The sequence below is a fragment of the Serratia sp. A07 genome, assembly GCF_058725505.1.
On sequence record NZ_JBZXDO010000004.1, the window covers coordinates 288,200 to 305,089 of the forward strand.

Annotated in this window: 18 protein-coding genes; 11 read left to right on the forward strand and 7 right to left on the reverse strand. The window is 60.4% G+C overall.

Annotation, left to right across the window (positions count from 1 at the left end):
• Nucleotide 1: 1 nt before the first annotated feature.
• On the forward strand, nt 2-328 hold the full coding sequence (locus AC4PR2_RS06720; protein WP_004932611.1) for a DUF3561 family protein: 327 nt from the start codon (nt 2-4) through the stop codon (nt 326-328).
• A gap of 52 nt (nt 329-380) precedes the next feature.
• On the opposite strand, the gene AC4PR2_RS06725 is transcribed toward AC4PR2_RS06720, so the two are convergent.
• The 3 genes from AC4PR2_RS06725 to AC4PR2_RS06735 all read right to left on the reverse strand — a co-directional run bounded on the left by AC4PR2_RS06725 (nt 381) and on the right by AC4PR2_RS06735 (nt 2,691).
• Nucleotides 381-1,103, reverse strand: coding sequence for an amino acid ABC transporter ATP-binding protein (locus tag AC4PR2_RS06725; RefSeq protein ID WP_038871895.1), 723 nt, complete (start codon nt 1,101-1,103; stop codon nt 381-383).
• On the reverse strand, nt 1,087-1,806 hold the full coding sequence (locus AC4PR2_RS06730; protein WP_042706788.1) for an amino acid ABC transporter permease: 720 nt from the start codon (nt 1,804-1,806) through the stop codon (nt 1,087-1,089). Before AC4PR2_RS06730 ends, AC4PR2_RS06725 begins: the two co-directional genes overlap by 17 nt.
• Nucleotides 1,807-1,920: 114 nt before the next feature.
• The gene (locus tag AC4PR2_RS06735) at nt 1,921-2,691 is read right to left on the reverse strand and encodes a transporter substrate-binding domain-containing protein (RefSeq protein WP_197802413.1); all 771 of its coding nucleotides are present in this window, start codon (nt 2,689-2,691) and stop codon (nt 1,921-1,923) included.
• Between the two features lie 403 nt (nt 2,692-3,094).
• Between AC4PR2_RS06735 and ftsB the strand changes: the two genes are divergently transcribed.
• The 8 genes from ftsB to rpoS all read left to right on the forward strand — a co-directional run bounded on the left by ftsB (nt 3,095) and on the right by rpoS (nt 9,400).
• Nucleotides 3,095-3,415: a cell division protein FtsB gene (gene ftsB, locus AC4PR2_RS06740; protein ID WP_016929043.1), complete on the forward strand. Its 321-nt coding sequence runs from the start codon at nt 3,095-3,097 to the stop codon at nt 3,413-3,415.
• Between the two features lie 3 nt (nt 3,416-3,418).
• Nucleotides 3,419-4,126 (forward strand): 2-C-methyl-D-erythritol 4-phosphate cytidylyltransferase, encoded by a 708-nt coding sequence (gene ispD, locus AC4PR2_RS06745; RefSeq protein ID WP_102985439.1) that lies wholly within the window; start codon nt 3,419-3,421, stop codon nt 4,124-4,126.
• Between the two features lie 10 nt (nt 4,127-4,136).
• Nucleotides 4,137-4,610, forward strand: coding sequence for a 2-C-methyl-D-erythritol 2,4-cyclodiphosphate synthase (gene ispF, locus AC4PR2_RS06750; protein ID WP_004932594.1), 474 nt, complete (start codon nt 4,137-4,139; stop codon nt 4,608-4,610).
• Nucleotides 4,611-4,614: 4 nt separating this feature from the next.
• Complete coding sequence (gene truD / locus AC4PR2_RS06755; RefSeq protein ID WP_089185481.1) at nt 4,615-5,661, forward strand: tRNA pseudouridine(13) synthase TruD; 1,047 nt, start codon at nt 4,615-4,617, stop codon at nt 5,659-5,661.
• Nucleotides 5,642-6,403, forward strand: a complete 762-nt coding sequence (gene surE / locus AC4PR2_RS06760) for a 5'/3'-nucleotidase SurE (protein WP_047728900.1) — start codon at nt 5,642-5,644, stop codon at nt 6,401-6,403. Before truD ends, surE begins: the two co-directional genes overlap by 20 nt.
• The gene (locus tag AC4PR2_RS06765) at nt 6,397-7,023 is read left to right on the forward strand and encodes a protein-L-isoaspartate(D-aspartate) O-methyltransferase (protein WP_047728898.1); all 627 of its coding nucleotides are present in this window, start codon (nt 6,397-6,399) and stop codon (nt 7,021-7,023) included. The genes surE and AC4PR2_RS06765 overlap by 7 nt, the downstream gene beginning before the upstream one ends.
• Nucleotides 7,024-7,348: 325 nt before the next feature.
• The gene (gene nlpD / locus AC4PR2_RS06770; protein ID WP_038871876.1) at nt 7,349-8,347 is read left to right on the forward strand and encodes a murein hydrolase activator NlpD; all 999 of its coding nucleotides are present in this window, start codon (nt 7,349-7,351) and stop codon (nt 8,345-8,347) included.
• 54 nt (nt 8,348-8,401) lie between these two features.
• The gene (gene rpoS / locus AC4PR2_RS06775; RefSeq protein WP_004932578.1) at nt 8,402-9,400 is read left to right on the forward strand and encodes an RNA polymerase sigma factor RpoS; all 999 of its coding nucleotides are present in this window, start codon (nt 8,402-8,404) and stop codon (nt 9,398-9,400) included.
• A gap of 79 nt (nt 9,401-9,479) precedes the next feature.
• Here rpoS and mutS read toward each other — a convergent pair whose 3' ends face one another.
• From mutS to AC4PR2_RS06795, 4 genes are all read right to left on the reverse strand, one after another.
• Nucleotides 9,480-12,035 carry a DNA mismatch repair protein MutS gene (mutS, locus tag AC4PR2_RS06780; RefSeq protein WP_060425333.1) on the reverse strand — a complete coding sequence of 852 codons (2,556 nt, stop codon included), beginning with the start codon at nt 12,033-12,035 and terminating at the stop codon, nt 9,480-9,482.
• A 309-nt stretch (nt 12,036-12,344) separates the two neighbouring features.
• Nucleotides 12,345-13,337, reverse strand: coding sequence for a Vgb family protein (locus tag AC4PR2_RS06785; RefSeq protein ID WP_227818455.1), 993 nt, complete (start codon nt 13,335-13,337; stop codon nt 12,345-12,347).
• 29 nt (nt 13,338-13,366) lie between these two features.
• On the reverse strand, nt 13,367-14,338 hold the full coding sequence (locus tag AC4PR2_RS06790; protein ID WP_492174955.1) for an aldo/keto reductase: 972 nt from the start codon (nt 14,336-14,338) through the stop codon (nt 13,367-13,369).
• Nucleotides 14,339-14,350: 12 nt separating this feature from the next.
• Nucleotides 14,351-15,151 carry an SDR family NAD(P)-dependent oxidoreductase gene (locus AC4PR2_RS06795; protein WP_049200335.1) on the reverse strand — a complete coding sequence of 267 codons (801 nt, stop codon included), beginning with the start codon at nt 15,149-15,151 and terminating at the stop codon, nt 14,351-14,353.
• 106 nt (nt 15,152-15,257) lie between these two features.
• Here AC4PR2_RS06795 and AC4PR2_RS06800 point away from each other — a divergent pair, with 106 nt between their 5' ends.
• The gene (locus tag AC4PR2_RS06800; RefSeq protein WP_197802416.1) at nt 15,258-16,151 is read left to right on the forward strand and encodes a LysR substrate-binding domain-containing protein; all 894 of its coding nucleotides are present in this window, start codon (nt 15,258-15,260) and stop codon (nt 16,149-16,151) included.
• Between the two features lie 418 nt (nt 16,152-16,569).
• The gene (locus AC4PR2_RS06805; protein ID WP_004932561.1) at nt 16,570-16,887 is read left to right on the forward strand and encodes a PTS sugar transporter subunit IIB; all 318 of its coding nucleotides are present in this window, start codon (nt 16,570-16,572) and stop codon (nt 16,885-16,887) included.
• Nucleotides 16,888-16,890 lie beyond the last annotated feature (3 nt).

The following is a 16,890-nucleotide window of genomic DNA, read 5'->3' on the forward strand; positions in this document are numbered from 1 at the left end:
TATGCAAAATGTCACGCCTATCTTGATCGACTCCAAGCAGTCAAAACAGGAGAGAGAGGAGCCTTCTTATTCTTTCCTGGGCGGCGTCAGCGGCTTTGTTTTCTACTGGCTGGCGTTCGCGTTGCCGTTCCTGGTTTACGGTTCCAACACGCTGTTTTTCCTGCTCTATACCTGGCCGTTCTTCCTGGCGCTGATGCCGCTGTCGGTGCTGATCGGCATCACCCTCAGCATGCTGTTGCGCGGCCGTCTGATCCTGACGCTGCTGCTGACCGGCGCCATCGTGCTGTGCCTGTTCTGGCTGGTGTTCAGCTTCTTGACCGGGTGGTGAGAGAGCGGGCGCCGATGCCGGCGCCCGAAGGATTGCAAAGCGGTGCCGAAGGTTACAAAACTTTGCTCAGAAACGCCTGTGTGCGCGGATTGGCCGGATGGCTGAAGATCTGCTGCGGCGCACCTTCCTCCTGAATGATCCCCTGATCGATAAACAGCACCCGATCGGCCACCTCGCGGGCAAAGCCCATCTCATGCGTGACCACCACCATGGTCATGCCCTCGTGTGCCAGCGATTTCATCACCGCCAACACTTCGCCCACCAGCTCCGGATCGAGCGCGGAGGTGGGTTCGTCAAACAGCATGATCTTCGGCTCCATCGCCAGCGCGCGGGCGATCGCTACCCGCTGCTGCTGGCCGCCGGAGAGGCTGTTGGGGTAGGCGTCTATCTTGTCGAGCAGCCCGACCTTGTGCAGCAGCTGCTCGGCTTGCGCGATGGCTTCGGCGCGCGGCCGTTTCTTCACGCTCACCGGTGCCATGATGATGTTTTCCAACACCGTCATGTGCGGGAACAGGTTGAAGCGCTGGAACACCATACCTACGCTTTCACGCATCTTGTTTAGGTCGGTTTTTTGATCGTGAACGGCGAAGCCGTTGACCTCGATCTCGCCGCCGGAGAGCGTTTCCAGCGCGTTGATGCAGCGCAGGAAGGTGCTCTTCCCGGAGCCGGAAGGGCCGATGACGCACACCACTTCGTTGGCGGCGATCCGGCAGGAAATGCCGCGCAGCACGTGGCTCTCGCCGAACTGTTTTTGCAGGTTATGTACGCGAATCACTTTTACCGAACCTCTTTTCCATGTGTTGCACCAGCAGCGAGAGCAGGAAGGTGATGACCCAATAGACCAGCGAAATGGTCAGGTAGGGCTCCCAATAGGTGGCGTAGGCGCCGGAGACGGTGCGGGCGGCATAGGCCAGATCCGCCAGGCCGATGGCGGAGGCCAGCGACGAATCCTTGACGATAGCGATGGCGTTGTTGCCCAGCGGCGGCAGCATGCGGCGGAAGGCCTGCGGCAGGATCACCTGGCGCATGGTCTTGCCGTAGCTCATGCCCAGCGAGCGCGAGGCCTCCATCTGGCCGCGGTCAATCGACTGGATCCCGGCGCGGAATATTTCCGACACATAGGCGCCGGCGTTGAGCGTGATCGCCACTACGCAGGAGAGAAAGGCACCGTAGTCAGCGCGCAGCGCGCGGGCAAAATCGACGCTCATCAGGCCGCTGGTGACCAGCAGGCCGTCGCGCGGGTTGATGAACAGCGGCACCAGCGCGAAGTGCACCACCATGATCTGCACGAACAGCGGCGTGCCGCGAAAGGCGCTGATGTAAATGCGCACCGGCCACTGAACGCCGTAATGCAGGATGGGTTTCCAGATGCCGTGCGGCGCCTGCGCCAAACGGCCCAGCCCGAGGATCAATCCCCAGGTGGTGCCGAGCAGTACGCAGATAATGGTGCATTTGATGGTCATCCAGGCGCCTTCCATAAACAGCGGCGCGTATTCCTGGATGATCTCCCAACGGAAGTTCAAAAGGTATTCCTTCTTGGTAGGCTGAAACGGGGGGGCGCCGACGGCCTGGCGGGCGCCGGCGACAGGGTATTATTCCGCCGGCAGCGTCGGTACGTTGCTGTCGAACCAGGTTTGGTAAATCTTGGCGTAGGTGCCGTCGGCGACGATTTTCTTCAGGCCGGCGTTGATCTTGTTGCGCAGCTCATCGTTGCCTTTGGCGACGGCGATGCCGAAATACTGGCGATCGAACTTGGCGTCGGGTACCAGCTTGAAGGCTTTCTCAGGGTGGGTTTTGATATAGAACTTGGCCACGCCGACGTCGCCGACCGCCGCGCCGATGCCGTCTTCATACAGCTCCTGCAGCATCAGCGGCGTATTGTCGAAGCGCTTGATGGCGGTGCTGTTTTTGCCCAGCACGTCGGACACCACGATGTCGCCGGTGCTGGAGTTCACCACGCCGACCTTCAGCGCTTTCAGCGCGGCGATGGAGTCTACCGTCGAGTCCTGCGGCACCACGATAGCCTGCTCGGCCGGGAAGTAAGGCGCCGAGAAATCAACCATTTGTTTGCGCTTGTCGGTGATGGTGATGCCGGAAATGATGATGTCGCGATCGCCGGAATTCAACGTGGCGAAGATCCCTTCCCACGGCGTATTGATCAGTTTGATCTGGAAGCCTTCGGCCTTGGCCACCGCTTTGATGATGTCGATGTCGAAACCTTCCAGCTGCTTTTGGCTGTTTTCAAACTCGAACGGCCGATAGGTGCCACCGGAGCCGACGACGTAGGTAGTTTCAGCCGCCAACGCGGCGGTGGAGAAGGTGGCGGCCAGGCAGGCGCCGATCAGAACTAAACGTTTTAACATCGCGATCCCCGATAATGAAAGGTTATATATTGGAATTATTTATGCACTAGTAGTGCATAAAAATAAGCTTCAATGAATGAAAGTACAACCCCTGCATAAGGAATGTTCTTTCTATGGTGGTAAATATTCACTTTTTGCGTTGCGACGGAGTAAGCGATGGGGCAGAAAGCGGCGGTGCAGTGGTTCTTGCTGCATAATGGGTGAAGGGCAGTGTGTGCCTCATTGGAAAACGCGTCGTGCGCATCCGGTGTAAGGGGCTTTTTTTGCCGCTTTCGCCGCGGAATTGGGCGATAAACTCGGGAACCCTTCATCCGTATTCTGAATTTGGCGTTGAAATGCCGCTCTCAGTGTGGAGTCCAACGAAAAGTTGTGGGATGATTGGTCGGTTTTTCAGGGGGCGGAGATGGGAAAACTTACGCTGCTATTGCTGGCATTGCTCGGTTGGTTACAGTATTCACTGTGGCTGGGCAAAAATGGTATTCACGATTACGTGCGAGTCAATGAAGACGTTGCGGTCCAACAGGGCAACAACGCCAAGTTGAAAGCGCGTAACGATCAGCTGTTTGCCGAAATCGATGATTTGAACGGCGGTCAGGAAGCGATCGAAGAGCGAGCGCGTAATGAGCTGGGCATGATCAAGCCCGGTGAGACTTTCTATCGTCTGGTTCCTGACCAATCCAGACGCAACGCGGCGTCTTCCTCGCAAAATAACGCACAAAAATAACGCATGAATCACTCCGCAGGCACCTTTCCCTCGGTGATTGCCGTCCTGCCCGCTGCCGGTATCGGCAGCCGCATGCAGGCGGAATGCCCGAAGCAATATTTAACCATCGGCCGGCACAGCATCGTTGAGCACGCCATCCACGCCCTGTTGCGTCATCCGCGCATTGAGCGGGTGATCGTGGCGATCGGCCCCGAAGATCGCCAGTTCGAACAGTTGCCGATCGCCCAGGATCCGCGGGTGACCGTCACTGAGGGCGGCAAACAGCGCGCCGATTCGGTGATGGCCGGGCTGAAGCTGGCGGGTGATGCGGACTGGGTACTGGTGCACGACGCTGCACGTCCCTGCCTGCACGCCGACGATCTCGAGCGCCTGCTGGCGATCACCGCACACAGCAAGGTCGGCGGCATTCTCGCCGCACCGGTGCGCGACACCATGAAACGCGCCGAACCCGGCCGCGAAACCATCGCCCACACCGTCGAACGCCAGGATCTGTGGCACGCGCTGACGCCGCAGCTGTTTCCGCTGCCGCTGCTCAAGCAGTGCCTGCAGCGCGCGCTGGATGAAGGTGCGAACGTCACCGACGAAGCCTCGGCGCTGGAGCATTGCGGTTATCATCCGCAGCTGATCGCCGGCCGGGCGGACAACATTAAAGTAACGCGGCCGGAGGATTTGGCGCTGGCGGCGTTCTATTTGACTCAGTTAGACAATTAAGGAGCGCATCATGCGTATCGGTCACGGTTTTGACGTACATAAATTCGGCGGCGAAGGCCCGCTGGTGATCGGTGGCGTTCGCATCCCTTACGACAAAGGTTTGCTGGCCCACTCCGACGGCGACGTCGCGCTGCATGCCGCGACCGACGCCCTGCTGGGCGCGGCGGCGCTGGGCGATATCGGCAAGCTGTTCCCCGATACCGATCCGGCGTTCAAAGGCGCCGACAGCCGCGAACTGCTGCGCGAAGCCTGGAAACGCATCCGCGCCAAAGGGTACCGCCTCGGCAACCTCGATATCACCATCATCGCCCAGGCGCCGAAAATGGCGCCGCACATCCCGCAGATGCGCGTCTTCCTGGCGGAAGATCTGCAGTGCCATATGGATGACGTCAACGTGAAGGCCACCACCACCGAGCAGCTCGGTTTCACCGGGCGCGGCGAGGGTATCGCCTGCGAAGCGGTCGCCTTGCTGATCAAGGAATAACCGCATGGATATGGCGAATCTGACCTGGCTGCATGGCCGGCCGCAGAGCACCGGGGTGTTGAAAGCCAATCCGGAAGATTTCGTGGTGGTGGAAGACCTGGGCTTTGCGCCGGACGGTGAAGGCGAGCACGTGCTGGTTAACATCCGTAAAAACGGCTGCAATACCCAGTTCGTGGCCGATTACCTGGCGCGCTTCGCCGGAATTCACGCCCGTTCCGTCAGCTATGCCGGCTTGAAGGATCGCCACGCGGTGACCGAGCAGTGGTTCTGCCTGCATATGCCGGGTAAGGACACGCCGGATTTCTCCCGGTTTACGCTGGAAGGCTGCGAGGTGCTCTCATACGCCCGCCACCTGCGTAAAATGCGCATCGGCAACCTGAAGGGCAACCACTTTACGTTGGTGCTGCGCCAGATTTCCGACCGGCAGGACGTGGAACGCCGCCTGCAGGCCATCGCCGCGCAGGGCGTGCCGAATTACTTCGGCAGCCAGCGTTTCGGCCGCGGCGGCAACAACCTGGTGATGGCGCGCCGCTGGGCGAATGACGAAATTCGCGTCAAAGAGCGCAGCAAGCGTAGTTTCTACCTGTCCGCCAGCCGCAGCGCGCTGTTTAATCAGGTCGCGAGCAGGCGCCTGGCCGACGGCCTGCAGCGCACCGTGCTGGAAGGTGACGCCCTGCAGCTGAGCGGCCGCGGCAGCTGGTTTGTCGCCAAAGCCGATGAACTGGAGACGCTGCAACAGCGCCTGGATGCCGGCGAGCTGGTTGTCACCGCGACGTTGCCGGGCGACGGCGAGCCGGGTACTGCCGGCGATGCGTTGGCATTTGAACAACAATGCTTGGCGGAGCAGCCGGAATTGCTTACGCTTTTAAAGCGCGAGCGTGTCGAACCCGCTCGTCGGGCCCTGCTGTTACAGCCGCAAAATATGCTGTGGAACTGGTGGGATGACGTTACCGTGGAACTGCGCTTCTGGCTGCCGGCAGGCAGCTTCGCCACCAGCGTAGTTCGCGAGATCATGCAGCAGGATGACAGTGATGCGGATATTGCTGAGTAACGATGACGGCGTCAGCGCTCCGGGCATTCAGGTGCTGGCGGCGGCGCTGCGGGAATTCGCCGAGGTGCAGGTCGTGGCGCCGGATCGTAACCGCAGCGGCTCTTCCAATGCGCTGACGCTGGAATCGCCGCTGCGCACGCAGACGCTGGCCAACGGCGATATTGCGGTGCTGCAGGGGACGCCGACCGACTGTGTCTATCTTGGCGTCAACGCACTGATGCACCCGGCACCGGATATCGTGGTCTCTGGCATCAACGCCGGGCCGAATTTGGGCGACGATGTCATCTATTCCGGCACCGTCGCAGCGGCGATGGAGGGCCGGCATTTGGGGCTGCCCGCATTGGCGGTGTCGTTGAACGGCCACCAGCACTATGCGACTGCCGCTGCCATTACTTGCCGTATCCTGCGCGCGTTGCGGCGTGAGCCGTTGCGTACCGGAAAAATCCTGAATATCAACGTACCGGATCTGCCCCTGGCGGAGATTAAAGGCCTGCGCGTTACCCGCTGCGGCAGCCGCCATCCCGCCGACAAGGTGTTCTGCCAGCAGGATCCGCGCGGACAAAATCTCTACTGGATCGGGCCGCCTGGTGATAAATTTGATGTCGGGCCGGATACCGACTTTGCGGCGGTGGAACAAGGCTATGTGGCGATCACGCCGCTGCAGGTGGATTTGACCGCCTACGCGGCGCAGGAAGTCGTGAAAACATGGTTAACCAAGGCAGAGGTTAGCGGGGAATGGTGAACAAGCGTATGCAAACATTGCTGACGCAGCTGCGGCAGCAGGGGATCCGGGACGAAAAGCTGCTGCGGGCGATCGAAGCGGTGCCGCGCGAGCGTTTTGTCGACGAAGCGCTGGATCATAAGGCCTACGAAAACACCGCGCTGCCGATCGGCTCCGGCCAGACCATTTCCCAGCCTTATATGGTGGCGCGGATGACCGAGCTGCTGAATTTGAAGCCCACTTCACGGGTGCTGGAGATCGGCACCGGTTCCGGTTATCAGACCGCTATCCTGGCACATCTGGTGCAACACGTTTGTTCCGTCGAGCGCATTAAGGGGCTGCAGTGGCAGGCTAAGCGCCGCCTGAAACAGCTCGATCTTCATAATGTTTCCACCCGCCACGGCGACGGCTGGCAGGGCTGGGCGTCGCGCGGTCCGTTCGATGCGATCATCGTCACCGCCGCACCGCCGGAGATCCCGCAGGCGCTGGTGGAACAATTGGACGACGGCGGCATTTTGGTACTGCCGGTGGGCGAGCAGGCCCAAACCCTCAAACGCATTCAACGCCATGGCAACGAGTTCGTTGTCGATGCGGTGGAAGCGGTGCGCTTTGTCCCGCTGGTGAAAGGCGAATTGGCCTAGCGATTGTCTGATTTTTCGACCGTCTGCAAAATCTGTTGCACTTTCATCACGTCCGGATAAGGTTTTCTCGTTCCAATCAGGCTAATTTTCACTAGAATTGGCCTTTCTACGTAGTTGTCTTATGGTGCGGCAACGCCAATGTGGTTAGCATTGGCGCGCGTTTTGATGCTCCGGCGGGAGATGACCTGGCGTTCAGGGATCGGCCGGCGGCGCCTTTACATCGCAGGGACTGGGAAGTGGCAAAAGCTCGGCTACGATGTAAAGGGTATTTTGGATATATCACTGATATTGCTGTCATGGGGGAAGCATGAGCACGGGAAGCCCAATGATTACGTTACGCCGGGTAGCGGTGTGTACGATGGTAAGTTTGTGGTTGGCGGGTTGTACGAACAATGCCTCGACGTCGGCCCCTATCAGCAGCGTGGGTGGCGGCGGTGCCGTTCCATCCGGCAATAATAATGGCGGGGCGCAGCAGGTCAGCCCCGAGGGCCGCATTGTCTATAACCGCAGTTATAACGCTATCCCTAAAGGGAGCTACAGCGGCGGTGAAACCTACACGGTCAAGCGCGGCGACACGCTGTTTTATATCGCCTGGATCACCGGCAACGATTTCCGCGACCTGGCGCAGCGCAACAATATTCCCGAGCCATACAGCCTGAATGTTGGCCAAACCATTCAGCTTGGTAATGGTTCTGCCAACGGCGGCGGCGGCATGCTGGCGACGACAGACGCGACCAAAGGCGGCGTTCCGAAGCCACCTTCCAGCTCCCAGATCCAGACGGCAACGGTTGATTCTCAATCAACTAACGCGTATTCTGAAAACTCGGGTAAACAGAATGTAGGTAAGATGTTACCTGCAGCAGGTGCCGCAGCGGTTGGGACCGCGACTGCGCCTGTTACCGCACCGGAAGCCGCTCCACCCGTGAGCAGCACCGTCAGCAACAGTTCTCCGGTCAGTACCTGGAGATGGCCGACTGACGGTAAGATTATTGATAACTTTTCCTCATCAGAAGGTGGGAATAAGGGCGTCGATATCGCCGGTTCCCGTGGGCAGCCTATCTTCGCTACCGCCGATGGCCGCGTAGTGTATGCCGGCAACGCTTTACGGGGTTACGGTAATCTAATCATCATCAAACACAATGATGATTACCTGAGCGCCTACGCTCATAACGACACAATGCTGGTCCGGGAACAACAAGAAGTGAAGGCGGGTCAAAAAATAGCCACCATGGGTAGCACCGGTACCAGTTCAGTACGTTTGCATTTTGAAATTCGTTACAAGGGGAAATCCGTAAACCCGCTGCGTTATCTTCCGCAGCGATAGATTGGGCAGAATACGCTGAGATTCTGCTCGCGGTATCACGGGTAGGAGCAGCATATGAGCCAAAATACGCTGAAAGTTAACGAGTTACATGATGATGCGGATTTCGACGAGAATGGAGCTGAGGCTGAGTCGTTTGATGAAAAAGCGCTGGTAGAAGAAGAGACCAGCGAGAACGATTTAGCGGAAGAAGAGCTGTTGTCTCAAGGCGTTACGCAACGCGTATTGGATGCGACGCAGCTCTATCTGGGTGAGATCGGTTATTCACCTCTGCTGACTGCAGAGGAAGAAGTCTATTTTGCGCGGCGTGCTCTGCGCGGTGACGTGCCGTCCCGCCGCCGCATGATTGAAAGCAACCTGCGGCTGGTGGTGAAAATCGCTCGCCGCTACAGCAACCGCGGTCTGGCGCTGCTGGATCTGATCGAAGAGGGTAACCTCGGTCTGATTCGCGCAGTGGAAAAATTCGACCCGGAACGCGGTTTCCGCTTCTCCACTTACGCAACCTGGTGGATTCGTCAGACGATTGAACGGGCGATCATGAACCAAACCCGTACCATTCGTTTGCCTATCCATATCGTCAAAGAACTGAATGTCTATCTGCGCACCGCGCGCGAGCTTTCCCACAAGCTGGATCATGAACCGAGCGCTGAAGAGATTGCCGAGCAACTCGACAAGCCGGTGGATGACGTCAGCCGCATGCTGCGTCTGAATGAACGCATCACCTCGGTGGATACGCCGCTGGGCGGGGATTCGGAGAAAGCGCTGCTGGACATTCTGGCCGACGAGAAGGACAACGGGCCTGAAGACACCACGCAAGACGACGATATGAAGCAAAGCATCGTCAAATGGTTGTTCGAACTGAACGCCAAACAGCGTGAAGTGTTGGCGCGCCGTTTCGGCCTGCTGGGCTATGAAGCGGCGACGCTGGAAGACGTAGGCCGGGAGATTGGCCTAACGCGTGAGCGCGTCCGTCAGATTCAGGTTGAAGGCCTGCGCCGTCTGCGTGAGATTCTGCAGATGCAGGGCCTGAGCATTGAGGCGCTGTTCCGCGAATAACGCCGATTGTTGAACCGCATCAAATAAAAACGGTGAGCATGATGCTCACCGTTTTTTTATGCCCGCGTCTGGCGCCAGACTACACCATATTTTTCAGCCGGTAGATCCATTCCAGCGCCTGGCGTGGCGACAGGGAATCCGGATCCAGCGCCTCCAGGGCTTCTACCGCCGGCGAGGTCTCTTCCTGCAGCAGCGTCATCTGGGTGGCATCGACGCTGCCCGAGGCGGTGTGGCTGGAGATAGACTCCAGCTCGCGCAGCTTCTGACGGGCGCGCTTGATGACGTCGCGCGGTACGCCGGCCAGCGCGGCGACCGCCAGGCCATAGCTTTTGCTGGCGGCACCGTCCTGCACGCTGTGCATGAAGGCAATGGTGTCGCCATGTTCGAGCGCGTCCAGGTGCACGTTGACCACGCCTTCCATTTTCTCCGGTAGCGTCGTCAGCTCGAAGTAGTGGGTGGCGAACAGCGTCATCGCCTTGATGCGGTTGGCCAGGTTCTCGGCGCAGGCCCAGGCCAGCGACAGGCCGTCGTAGGTGGAGGTACCGCGGCCGATTTCATCCATCAACACCAGGCTGTGCTCGGTGGCGTTGTGCAGGATGTTGGCGGTTTCGGTCATCTCCACCATGAAGGTAGAGCGGCCGGAAGCCAGATCGTCCGCCGCGCCGACGCGGGTGAAGATGCGATCCACCGGGCCGATAGTGGCCTTGGTGGCCGGCACGTAGCTGCCGATGTGCGCCATCAGCACGATCAGCGCCGTTTGCCGCATATAAGTGCTTTTACCGCCCATGTTCGGGCCGGTGATGATCAGCATGCGGCGCTGTGGCGACAGGGTGAGCGGGTTGGAGATAAACGGCTCACTCAGCACCTGCTCTACCACCGGGTGGCGGCCTTCGGTAATGCGGATCCCCGGCTGTTCACTCATGGTTGGGCAAGCGTAGTTCAGGGTATCGGCGCGCTCGGCCAGGTTGGCCAGCACGTCCAGCTCGGCCAGTGCGGCGGCGCTTTGCTGCAGTTCCGCCAGGTGCGGCAGCAGCAGATCAAACAGCTCGTCGTACAGGCTTTTCTCGATCGCCAGCGCCTTACCCTTGGAGGTGAGCACTTTGTCTTCGTACTCTTTCAATTCCGGGATGATGTAGCGCTCGGCGTTTTTCAGCGTCTGGCGGCGCACATAGTGGATCGGCACCAGGTGGCTTTGGCCACGACTGACCTGAATGTAGTAGCCGTGTACGCCGTTAAAACCGACCTTGAGCGTATCCAGCCCCAGTTTTTCACGCTCGCGGATCTCCAGCCGATCGAGGTAGTCGCTGGCGCCGTCGGCCAGTGCGCGCCACTCGTCCAGTTCGCTGTTGTACCCGGGGGCGATCACGCCGCCGTCGCGCACCAGCACCGGCGGCGATTCAATGACCGCGCGTTCCAGCAGCTCACGCAGCTCGTCGAACTGGCCCACCTGTGACAGCAGCTGCTGCACGTGCGGGGTGTCCACGTCTTGCAGCAGCGCGCGGATGTCCGGCAGTTGCTGGAAAGCATGGCGCATGCGCGCCAGATCGCGCGGCCGCGCGGTGCGCAGCGCCAGACGCGCCAAAATTCGCTCCTGATCGCCCACCTGACGCAGAGAAGGCTGCAGATCGGTGAACAGGTCCTGCAATGCGCCGATCGCCTGTTGGCGGGCGGTGAGAACCTTGATATCGCGGGTCGGCATGTGCAGCCAGCGTTTCAGCATGCGGCTGCCCATCGGCGTGACCGTGCGATCGAGGATCGCCGCCAGCGTGTTGTCGCTGCCGCCGGACAGGCTTTGCGTCAGCTCCAGATTGCGGCGGGTCGCGGCGTCCATGATGATGCCGTCCTGCTGGCGCTCCATGGTGAGGCCGCGAATGTGCGGCAGTGAAGTGCGCTGGGTATCTTTGACGTACTGCAGCAGGCAGCCGGCGGCGCGCAGCGCCTGGTGCGCCTGCTCGACGCCAAAGCCGGTCAGATCGCGGGTGCCGAACTGCAGGTTGAGCTGCTGACGCGCGGTCTCAAGCTCGAATTCCCACAGTGGGCGGCGGCGCAGGCCGTGGCGCTGTTCTATGAGCGCCATTTGTTCGAAGGTTTCCGGGTAGAGCAACTCGGCCGGATTGGTGCGCTGCAGCTCGGCGGCCATGGTTTCCAGATCCTGCGGCTCGGCGACGCGGAAGCGGCCGGAGCTGACGTCCAGCGTGGCGTAGCCGAAACCGCGCGCGTCCTGCCAGATCGCCGCCAGCAGGTTGTCCTGACGCTCTTGCAGCAGCGCTTCGTCGGTGATGGTGCCGGGGGTGACGATACGCACCACTTTGCGTTCGACCGGCCCTTTGCTGGTGGCCGGATCGCCGATCTGCTCGCAGATGGCGACGGACTCGCCGAGCTGCACCAGCTTGGCCAGGTAGTTCTCCACCGCGTGGTGCGGCACGCCGGCCATCGGGATCGGTTCACCCGCCGAGGCGCCGCGTTTGGTCAGCGAGATATCCAGCAGTTGGGAAGCGCGCTTGGCGTCGTCGTAAAACAGCTCGTAGAAGTCGCCCATGCGGTAGAACAGCAGGATTTCAGGATGCTGGGCCTTGAGGCGCAGGTACTGCTGCATCATCGGCGTATGCGAATCGAGTTTATCGGTGCTATTCATGCGATTATTTTTCCAATCCATTGAATGTAAAGGGAACTGTGATTTTCATTGTCGTCATTCGCTATCACATTGTTTCAGCAGGCGCCGCCCCCTTTAGCGCTTGCCGGGCGGCGCAAATCAAATCATCAAAACGCCAGACGGCGCGCTCAAACCTGAGGTTTGCACAGACGCTTATACTAGCCCAGCGGGCAATCGGCTGTCACAGGTAAAAATGGGAAGCGTAGCGCAAGGCGGGTTTGTAACGCAGCGAGATTGTTGTTCGCCTGCGGGCAACAACGCAAGTCGCCGCCCGCAGTGGTGGTGGAAAGGTTATTGCGCGGCGGTGAGAGGCAAAGGCAGTTGATAGAGGCGGAAGCTGTCGGGCACTTCGGTTTCATGGCCGGGCAGCAGGCGGTGGCGGATGCGCGATTCGCTGACGAAGGCGCAGCCTTGTGGCGTGATAGTCAGGTTGACCGGCGATTCCATGCCTTCGCGCAAGATCTCAATCCGGTGCATGCCTGCCGCCTTGGGGGAAGGGATCCGCAGGATCCGCCCCTGGCCGCTCTGGATCCCGTTTTCCAGCACGATCAGCGCGCCGTCCGGTGCCAACCCCATCCCGTCCGGGTTTTCGATGAGGCGCGGCAGCTGCATTTCCGTCAGCTGCGGCTTTGGATCGTTATAGCTGAGGGCGTAGAGCTTACCGGTGCCGAAATTGGCGACTGCCATCAGCCGGTCGTCGAGCAGCACGATCCCGGCGGCCCCCAACCCGCTGGGAGCCGCCAATTGCGGATCCCGATACAGCGTACTGAAGGCCGTTTCGCCCGGCCGCAGGCGCAGGATGCCGCCGCCGCGGGTTTCCGTCACGTACACCGTGCCGTCTGCGCCGAGCACGATATCGTTGCCCATTTCCCCCGCCGGCAGCGCCAGGCTGCGGTTGAGGGTGCCATCCACGACGTTCAGCGCATAGATGCGGTTGGCGCGCGTTTTGCCGCCGGAGAGAAAGTCCGGCGAGTTCCCCCACAGCAGCCCGCGCCGTTCGTCCAGCCGCAGCGCGTTTGAGGCGAACACCGTGTCAGCGCCGGGGAAGAAGGTTTCCCACGCCTGACCCGGCCGTTTGCGCAGCACGTTGCCGCTGGTGATCAGCCCGACATACAGCGTACCGTCCGCCGCGCGGGCGATGCCGTTGGGGTAAAGTGCGCCGGGCGGCAGCGTTATGCTGCTTTCCGTGCAGTCTGCGCTGACGGCGGCCTGCGCCGGCGCGCTAAGGGTGAATGCGGCAGCGAGGGTGAACAACGCCGCTCGCGCGGTAACAGCGTATGACATGTTTCTCTCCGGGAATGAGGGAAAGGGGGCTACCAGCGCTCGGGGCGGGCAGCGTGTGCCATTGGCGCCTCCAGCGCGGCCACGTCTTCCGGCGATAGCCTGAGGTCGAGCGCCGCCAGCGCATCCTGCAGATGGTGTGGCTTGGACATGCCCACCAGCGGCGACGCTACGCCGGGTTTGGCCAACAGCCAGGGCAGCGCGATCTGCGCCGGTGGAACGCCGCGCGCGGCCGCCACCTCCGCTACGGCAGCGACGGTGCATTCCACCTCGTTTCTGCCGCCGTACCAACGGGGCGCCTGTTCGTCGGTGGCGGCGCGCAGCGTGCCGCCACTGGCGGAGCCGGCCAACACGCCGCGGGCCAGCGGCGACCAGGGCGTCAGGCCAATACCTTCCTCCAGGCACAGCGGGATCAATTCTTCTTCGTCTTCACGCGTCACCAGGTTGTATTGGCTTTGCAACGAAATAAACGGCGCCAGGCGGTGCTGACGTTGAAAGGCCAGCATTTTCATCAGGCGCCAGGCGTGCAGTGAAGACGCGCCGAGATAGCGGATCTTGCCCGCCCGCACCAGGCCGTCGAGGGTGTCGGCAGTTTCTTCGATCGGCGTTTCGGTATCGAAGCGGTGCAGTACGAACAAATCGAGGTAATCCGTTCCCAGCCGCTGCAAGGAGGCGTCGACGCTGTGCAGCAGGTGCTTGCGCGACAGCCCGCGGCTGTTCGGCTGCGCGTCCATCGGAAAGTAGGCTTTGGTGGCGATCACCACGTCTTCACGACGGGCGAACGCCTTCAGCGCGCGGCCGAGAATGCGCTCGCTTTCTCCGCCGGAGTAAATGTTGGCGGTATCGAAAAAATTGATGCCCGCCTCCAGCGCCTCACGGATAAAGGGGCGCGCTTGCTCTTCTTTCAGCACCCAGGGCCGCCAGGCCGGATCGCCGTAGGTCATGCCGCCCAGACAAAGGCGGGACACCTGCAGGCCGCTGTCGCCAAGCCGAACGTAGTTCATGGCGTCGCCCCCTCAACGCATGCCGGCGATGGTGTAACCGCCGTCCACCAGCAGGCTTTGGCCGGTGATGAAGCGGGCTTCGTCCGTCGCCAGCCACAGCGCCACATCGCCGATGTCTTCCGATTCGCCCAGGCGGCCGGCGGGCGTGTGGGCGATAAAGGGCGCGAACGCCGCGCTGTCAGCCACGCTGCCGCGCGCCATCGGCGTGTCGATGATGCCGGGGTTGATGTTGTTGACGCGGATGCCCTGGCCGCTGTATTCGAGCGCCACCGCGCGGATCATCGCGTCGAGCGCGCCTTTGCTGGCGGAATAGCTGGATGAGCCGGCGAGCGCGCCGTGGGTCAGCCAGGAGGAGGTGTTAACGATCACGCCGCCTGAATGTTGCGCCAGGAAGGTTTCAATCTCGTATTTCATCGCCAGCCAGACGCCACGGAGGTTAATGGCGATCACGCGGTCAAAATCCTCGCTGCTCTGTTCGGTGATGGGGGCGAAGTTGCCGATGATGCCGGCGTTGTTGAAGGCGACGTCGAGCCGGCCGTAGTGGGCGGTCACCGTGGCGAGCAGCCTGCGGATGTCGTTTTCCTGGGAGACGTCGGCCACGATGGGCAGGGCGTCGCCGCCGGCGAGCGCGATGTCGCGCGCCGTGGCTTCGATTTCCGCCGCACGCCGGCCGGCCAGCGCCACTTTTGCGCCTTCGCGGGCATAGGCCAGCGCGGCTGCGCGGCCGATACCGGTGCCGCCGCCGCTTACCAGCACGACTTTGTCAGCCAGACGGCGCGGCGTTTCATGAGTTGGAGCTGTAGTATTAATCATCGCATCGATACCTGGTAATGGGTTCGATCGCAATGCTATGTTGTTAGATGACGGATAACTATCCGCTAAAAATTCATCTCACTATTAGATAATTTATATTAATAGCATGAAGAAACCCGAATTGTCCGGCCTGGCAGCCTTCGTGGCTATCGCCAGTGAACGCAGCTTCCGCCGCGCCGCCGCCCGACTGGGCGTGACGCCGCCGACGCTGACCCACACCCTGCGCGAACTGGAAGCGCAGGTGGGCATTCGCCTGCTGAACCGCACCACCCGCAACGTCTCGCCGACGGAGGCCGGTGAGCATCTGTTGGCACAGCTGGTGCCGGCCTTTACCGACATCGACGCCGCGCTGGAGAGCCTGAATGCGTTTCGCGAAGGGCCACGCGGCCTGGTGCGCATCAACGCGCCGCGTTCGGCGATCGATCTCGCCATCGTGCCGCATCTGGGGCGGTTGGCCAGCGATTACCCCGGCATTACGCTGGAGGTGGTGGCGGACGAAGGGTTTGCCAACATCGTCGAGCAAGGCTTTGACGCCGGTATTCGGCTCGGCGAGGATCTGCACAACGATATGCGTGCGGTGCGCCTGACGCCGGATCTGCGTTTTGCCATCGTCGCCACGCCGGACTATTTTCAACGGCACGGCGAACCGACGCATCCACAGGATTTGCTGCAGCACCGCTGCATCGGTTGGCGCAAGGCCTCTTCGGGCGAGCGCTACAAATGGGCATTTCAGCAGGGCGAGCAGCGATTTTCCGTGGCGGTCAACAGCCCGCTTATCGTGGATGACGCCAGGCTGTTGCTGCAGGCGGCGTTGGCGCACGTCGGCATCGCTTTCGCCATCGAACAGGAGGTGGAAGAACACCTCGCGAGCGGGCGGCTGCGGCGGGTGTTGGCCGACTGGTGCGCGCCGTTTCCCGGTTTTTACCTCTATTATCCCAACCGCAGGAATCATTCCGTGGCGCTGACCACAGTGATCGAGTTGCTGCGTCTGCCCACCTAATCTTCTTTACCGGCCATCGCGTTCGGATGGCAAGTAAGCGAATCAAGCTTGAACTATTATTATTCCCCCTTCGTTTGTTCGGGCGCAAATAATCCCTTAAATTCCCGGCGAGTTTATAACTGGCTGTTTATAATTGCTATTTGAGTATTTATTGCGAATATTCCGAGTTTTTATCGGTTATTTGAGAGCCCGGTCACACTATTTTTTTATGTGAAATGTGAAGAGGGTCAAGCCAGTAGGTCAAGGAGAGACGGTTATTATCCTCGCTGGCTTACCGATCCGTTTTTCATGCTCCGTATACTGTCTGCAACCAGGGCAACGTGACGGAAATTTTCATAAGGAATGTGCGTGAAGCAATCGTGATTGCATCTGGCATACAAATAACACGGGGTTTTTTTGATTATCTGAGGTGCTTGGTATGGAAAAGAAAAAAATCTATCTGTTTTGTTCTGCCGGTATGTCCACTTCCCTGTTGGTATCAAAAATGAAGGCGCAGGCCGAGAAATACGAAGTACCGGTGATCATCGCCGCCTATCCGGAGGCGCTGGCCGCGGAGAAAGGCGTTGAAGCGGATCTGATCCTGCTGGGGCCGCAGATCGCCTACACCTTGCCGGAAGTGCAAAAACAGCTGCCCAACAAACCTGTTGAAGTCATCGATCCGCTGCTGTACGGCAAGGTCGATGGGCTGGGGGTGCTGAAGGCCGCGGTGGCCGCCATCAAGAAAGCCAATCAATAACAG

Bases quoted from the DNA above. Each gene is read 5' to 3' on its own strand.
- AC4PR2_RS06720 (WP_004932611.1), top strand. From the start codon at position 2: ATGCAAAATGTCACGCCTATCTTGATCGACTCCAAGCAGTCAAAACAG.
- AC4PR2_RS06730 (WP_042706788.1), bottom strand. From the start codon at position 1,806: ATGGAAGGCGCCTGGATGACCATCAAATGCACCATTATCTGCGTACTG.
- AC4PR2_RS06735 (WP_197802413.1), bottom strand. From the start codon at position 2,691: ATGTTAAAACGTTTAGTTCTGATCGGCGCCTGCCTGGCCGCCACCTTC.
- ftsB (WP_016929043.1), top strand. From the start codon at position 3,095: ATGGGAAAACTTACGCTGCTATTGCTGGCATTGCTCGGTTGGTTACAG.
- ispD (WP_102985439.1), top strand. From the start codon at position 3,419: ATGAATCACTCCGCAGGCACCTTTCCCTCGGTGATTGCCGTCCTGCCC.
- ispF (WP_004932594.1), top strand. From the start codon at position 4,137: ATGCGTATCGGTCACGGTTTTGACGTACATAAATTCGGCGGCGAAGGC.
- truD (WP_089185481.1), top strand. From the start codon at position 4,615: ATGGATATGGCGAATCTGACCTGGCTGCATGGCCGGCCGCAGAGCACC.
- surE (WP_047728900.1), top strand. From the start codon at position 5,642: ATGCGGATATTGCTGAGTAACGATGACGGCGTCAGCGCTCCGGGCATT.
- AC4PR2_RS06765 (WP_047728898.1), top strand. From the start codon at position 6,397: ATGGTGAACAAGCGTATGCAAACATTGCTGACGCAGCTGCGGCAGCAG.
- nlpD (WP_038871876.1), top strand. From the start codon at position 7,349: ATGATTACGTTACGCCGGGTAGCGGTGTGTACGATGGTAAGTTTGTGG.
- rpoS (WP_004932578.1), top strand. From the start codon at position 8,402: ATGAGCCAAAATACGCTGAAAGTTAACGAGTTACATGATGATGCGGAT.
- mutS (WP_060425333.1), bottom strand. From the start codon at position 12,035: ATGAATAGCACCGATAAACTCGATTCGCATACGCCGATGATGCAGCAG.
- AC4PR2_RS06785 (WP_227818455.1), bottom strand. From the start codon at position 13,337: ATGTCATACGCTGTTACCGCGCGAGCGGCGTTGTTCACCCTCGCTGCC.
- AC4PR2_RS06790 (WP_492174955.1), bottom strand. From the start codon at position 14,338: ATGAACTACGTTCGGCTTGGCGACAGCGGCCTGCAGGTGTCCCGCCTT.
- AC4PR2_RS06795 (WP_049200335.1), bottom strand. From the start codon at position 15,151: ATGATTAATACTACAGCTCCAACTCATGAAACGCCGCGCCGTCTGGCT.
- AC4PR2_RS06800 (WP_197802416.1), top strand. From the start codon at position 15,258: ATGAAGAAACCCGAATTGTCCGGCCTGGCAGCCTTCGTGGCTATCGCC.
- AC4PR2_RS06805 (WP_004932561.1), top strand. From the start codon at position 16,570: ATGGAAAAGAAAAAAATCTATCTGTTTTGTTCTGCCGGTATGTCCACT.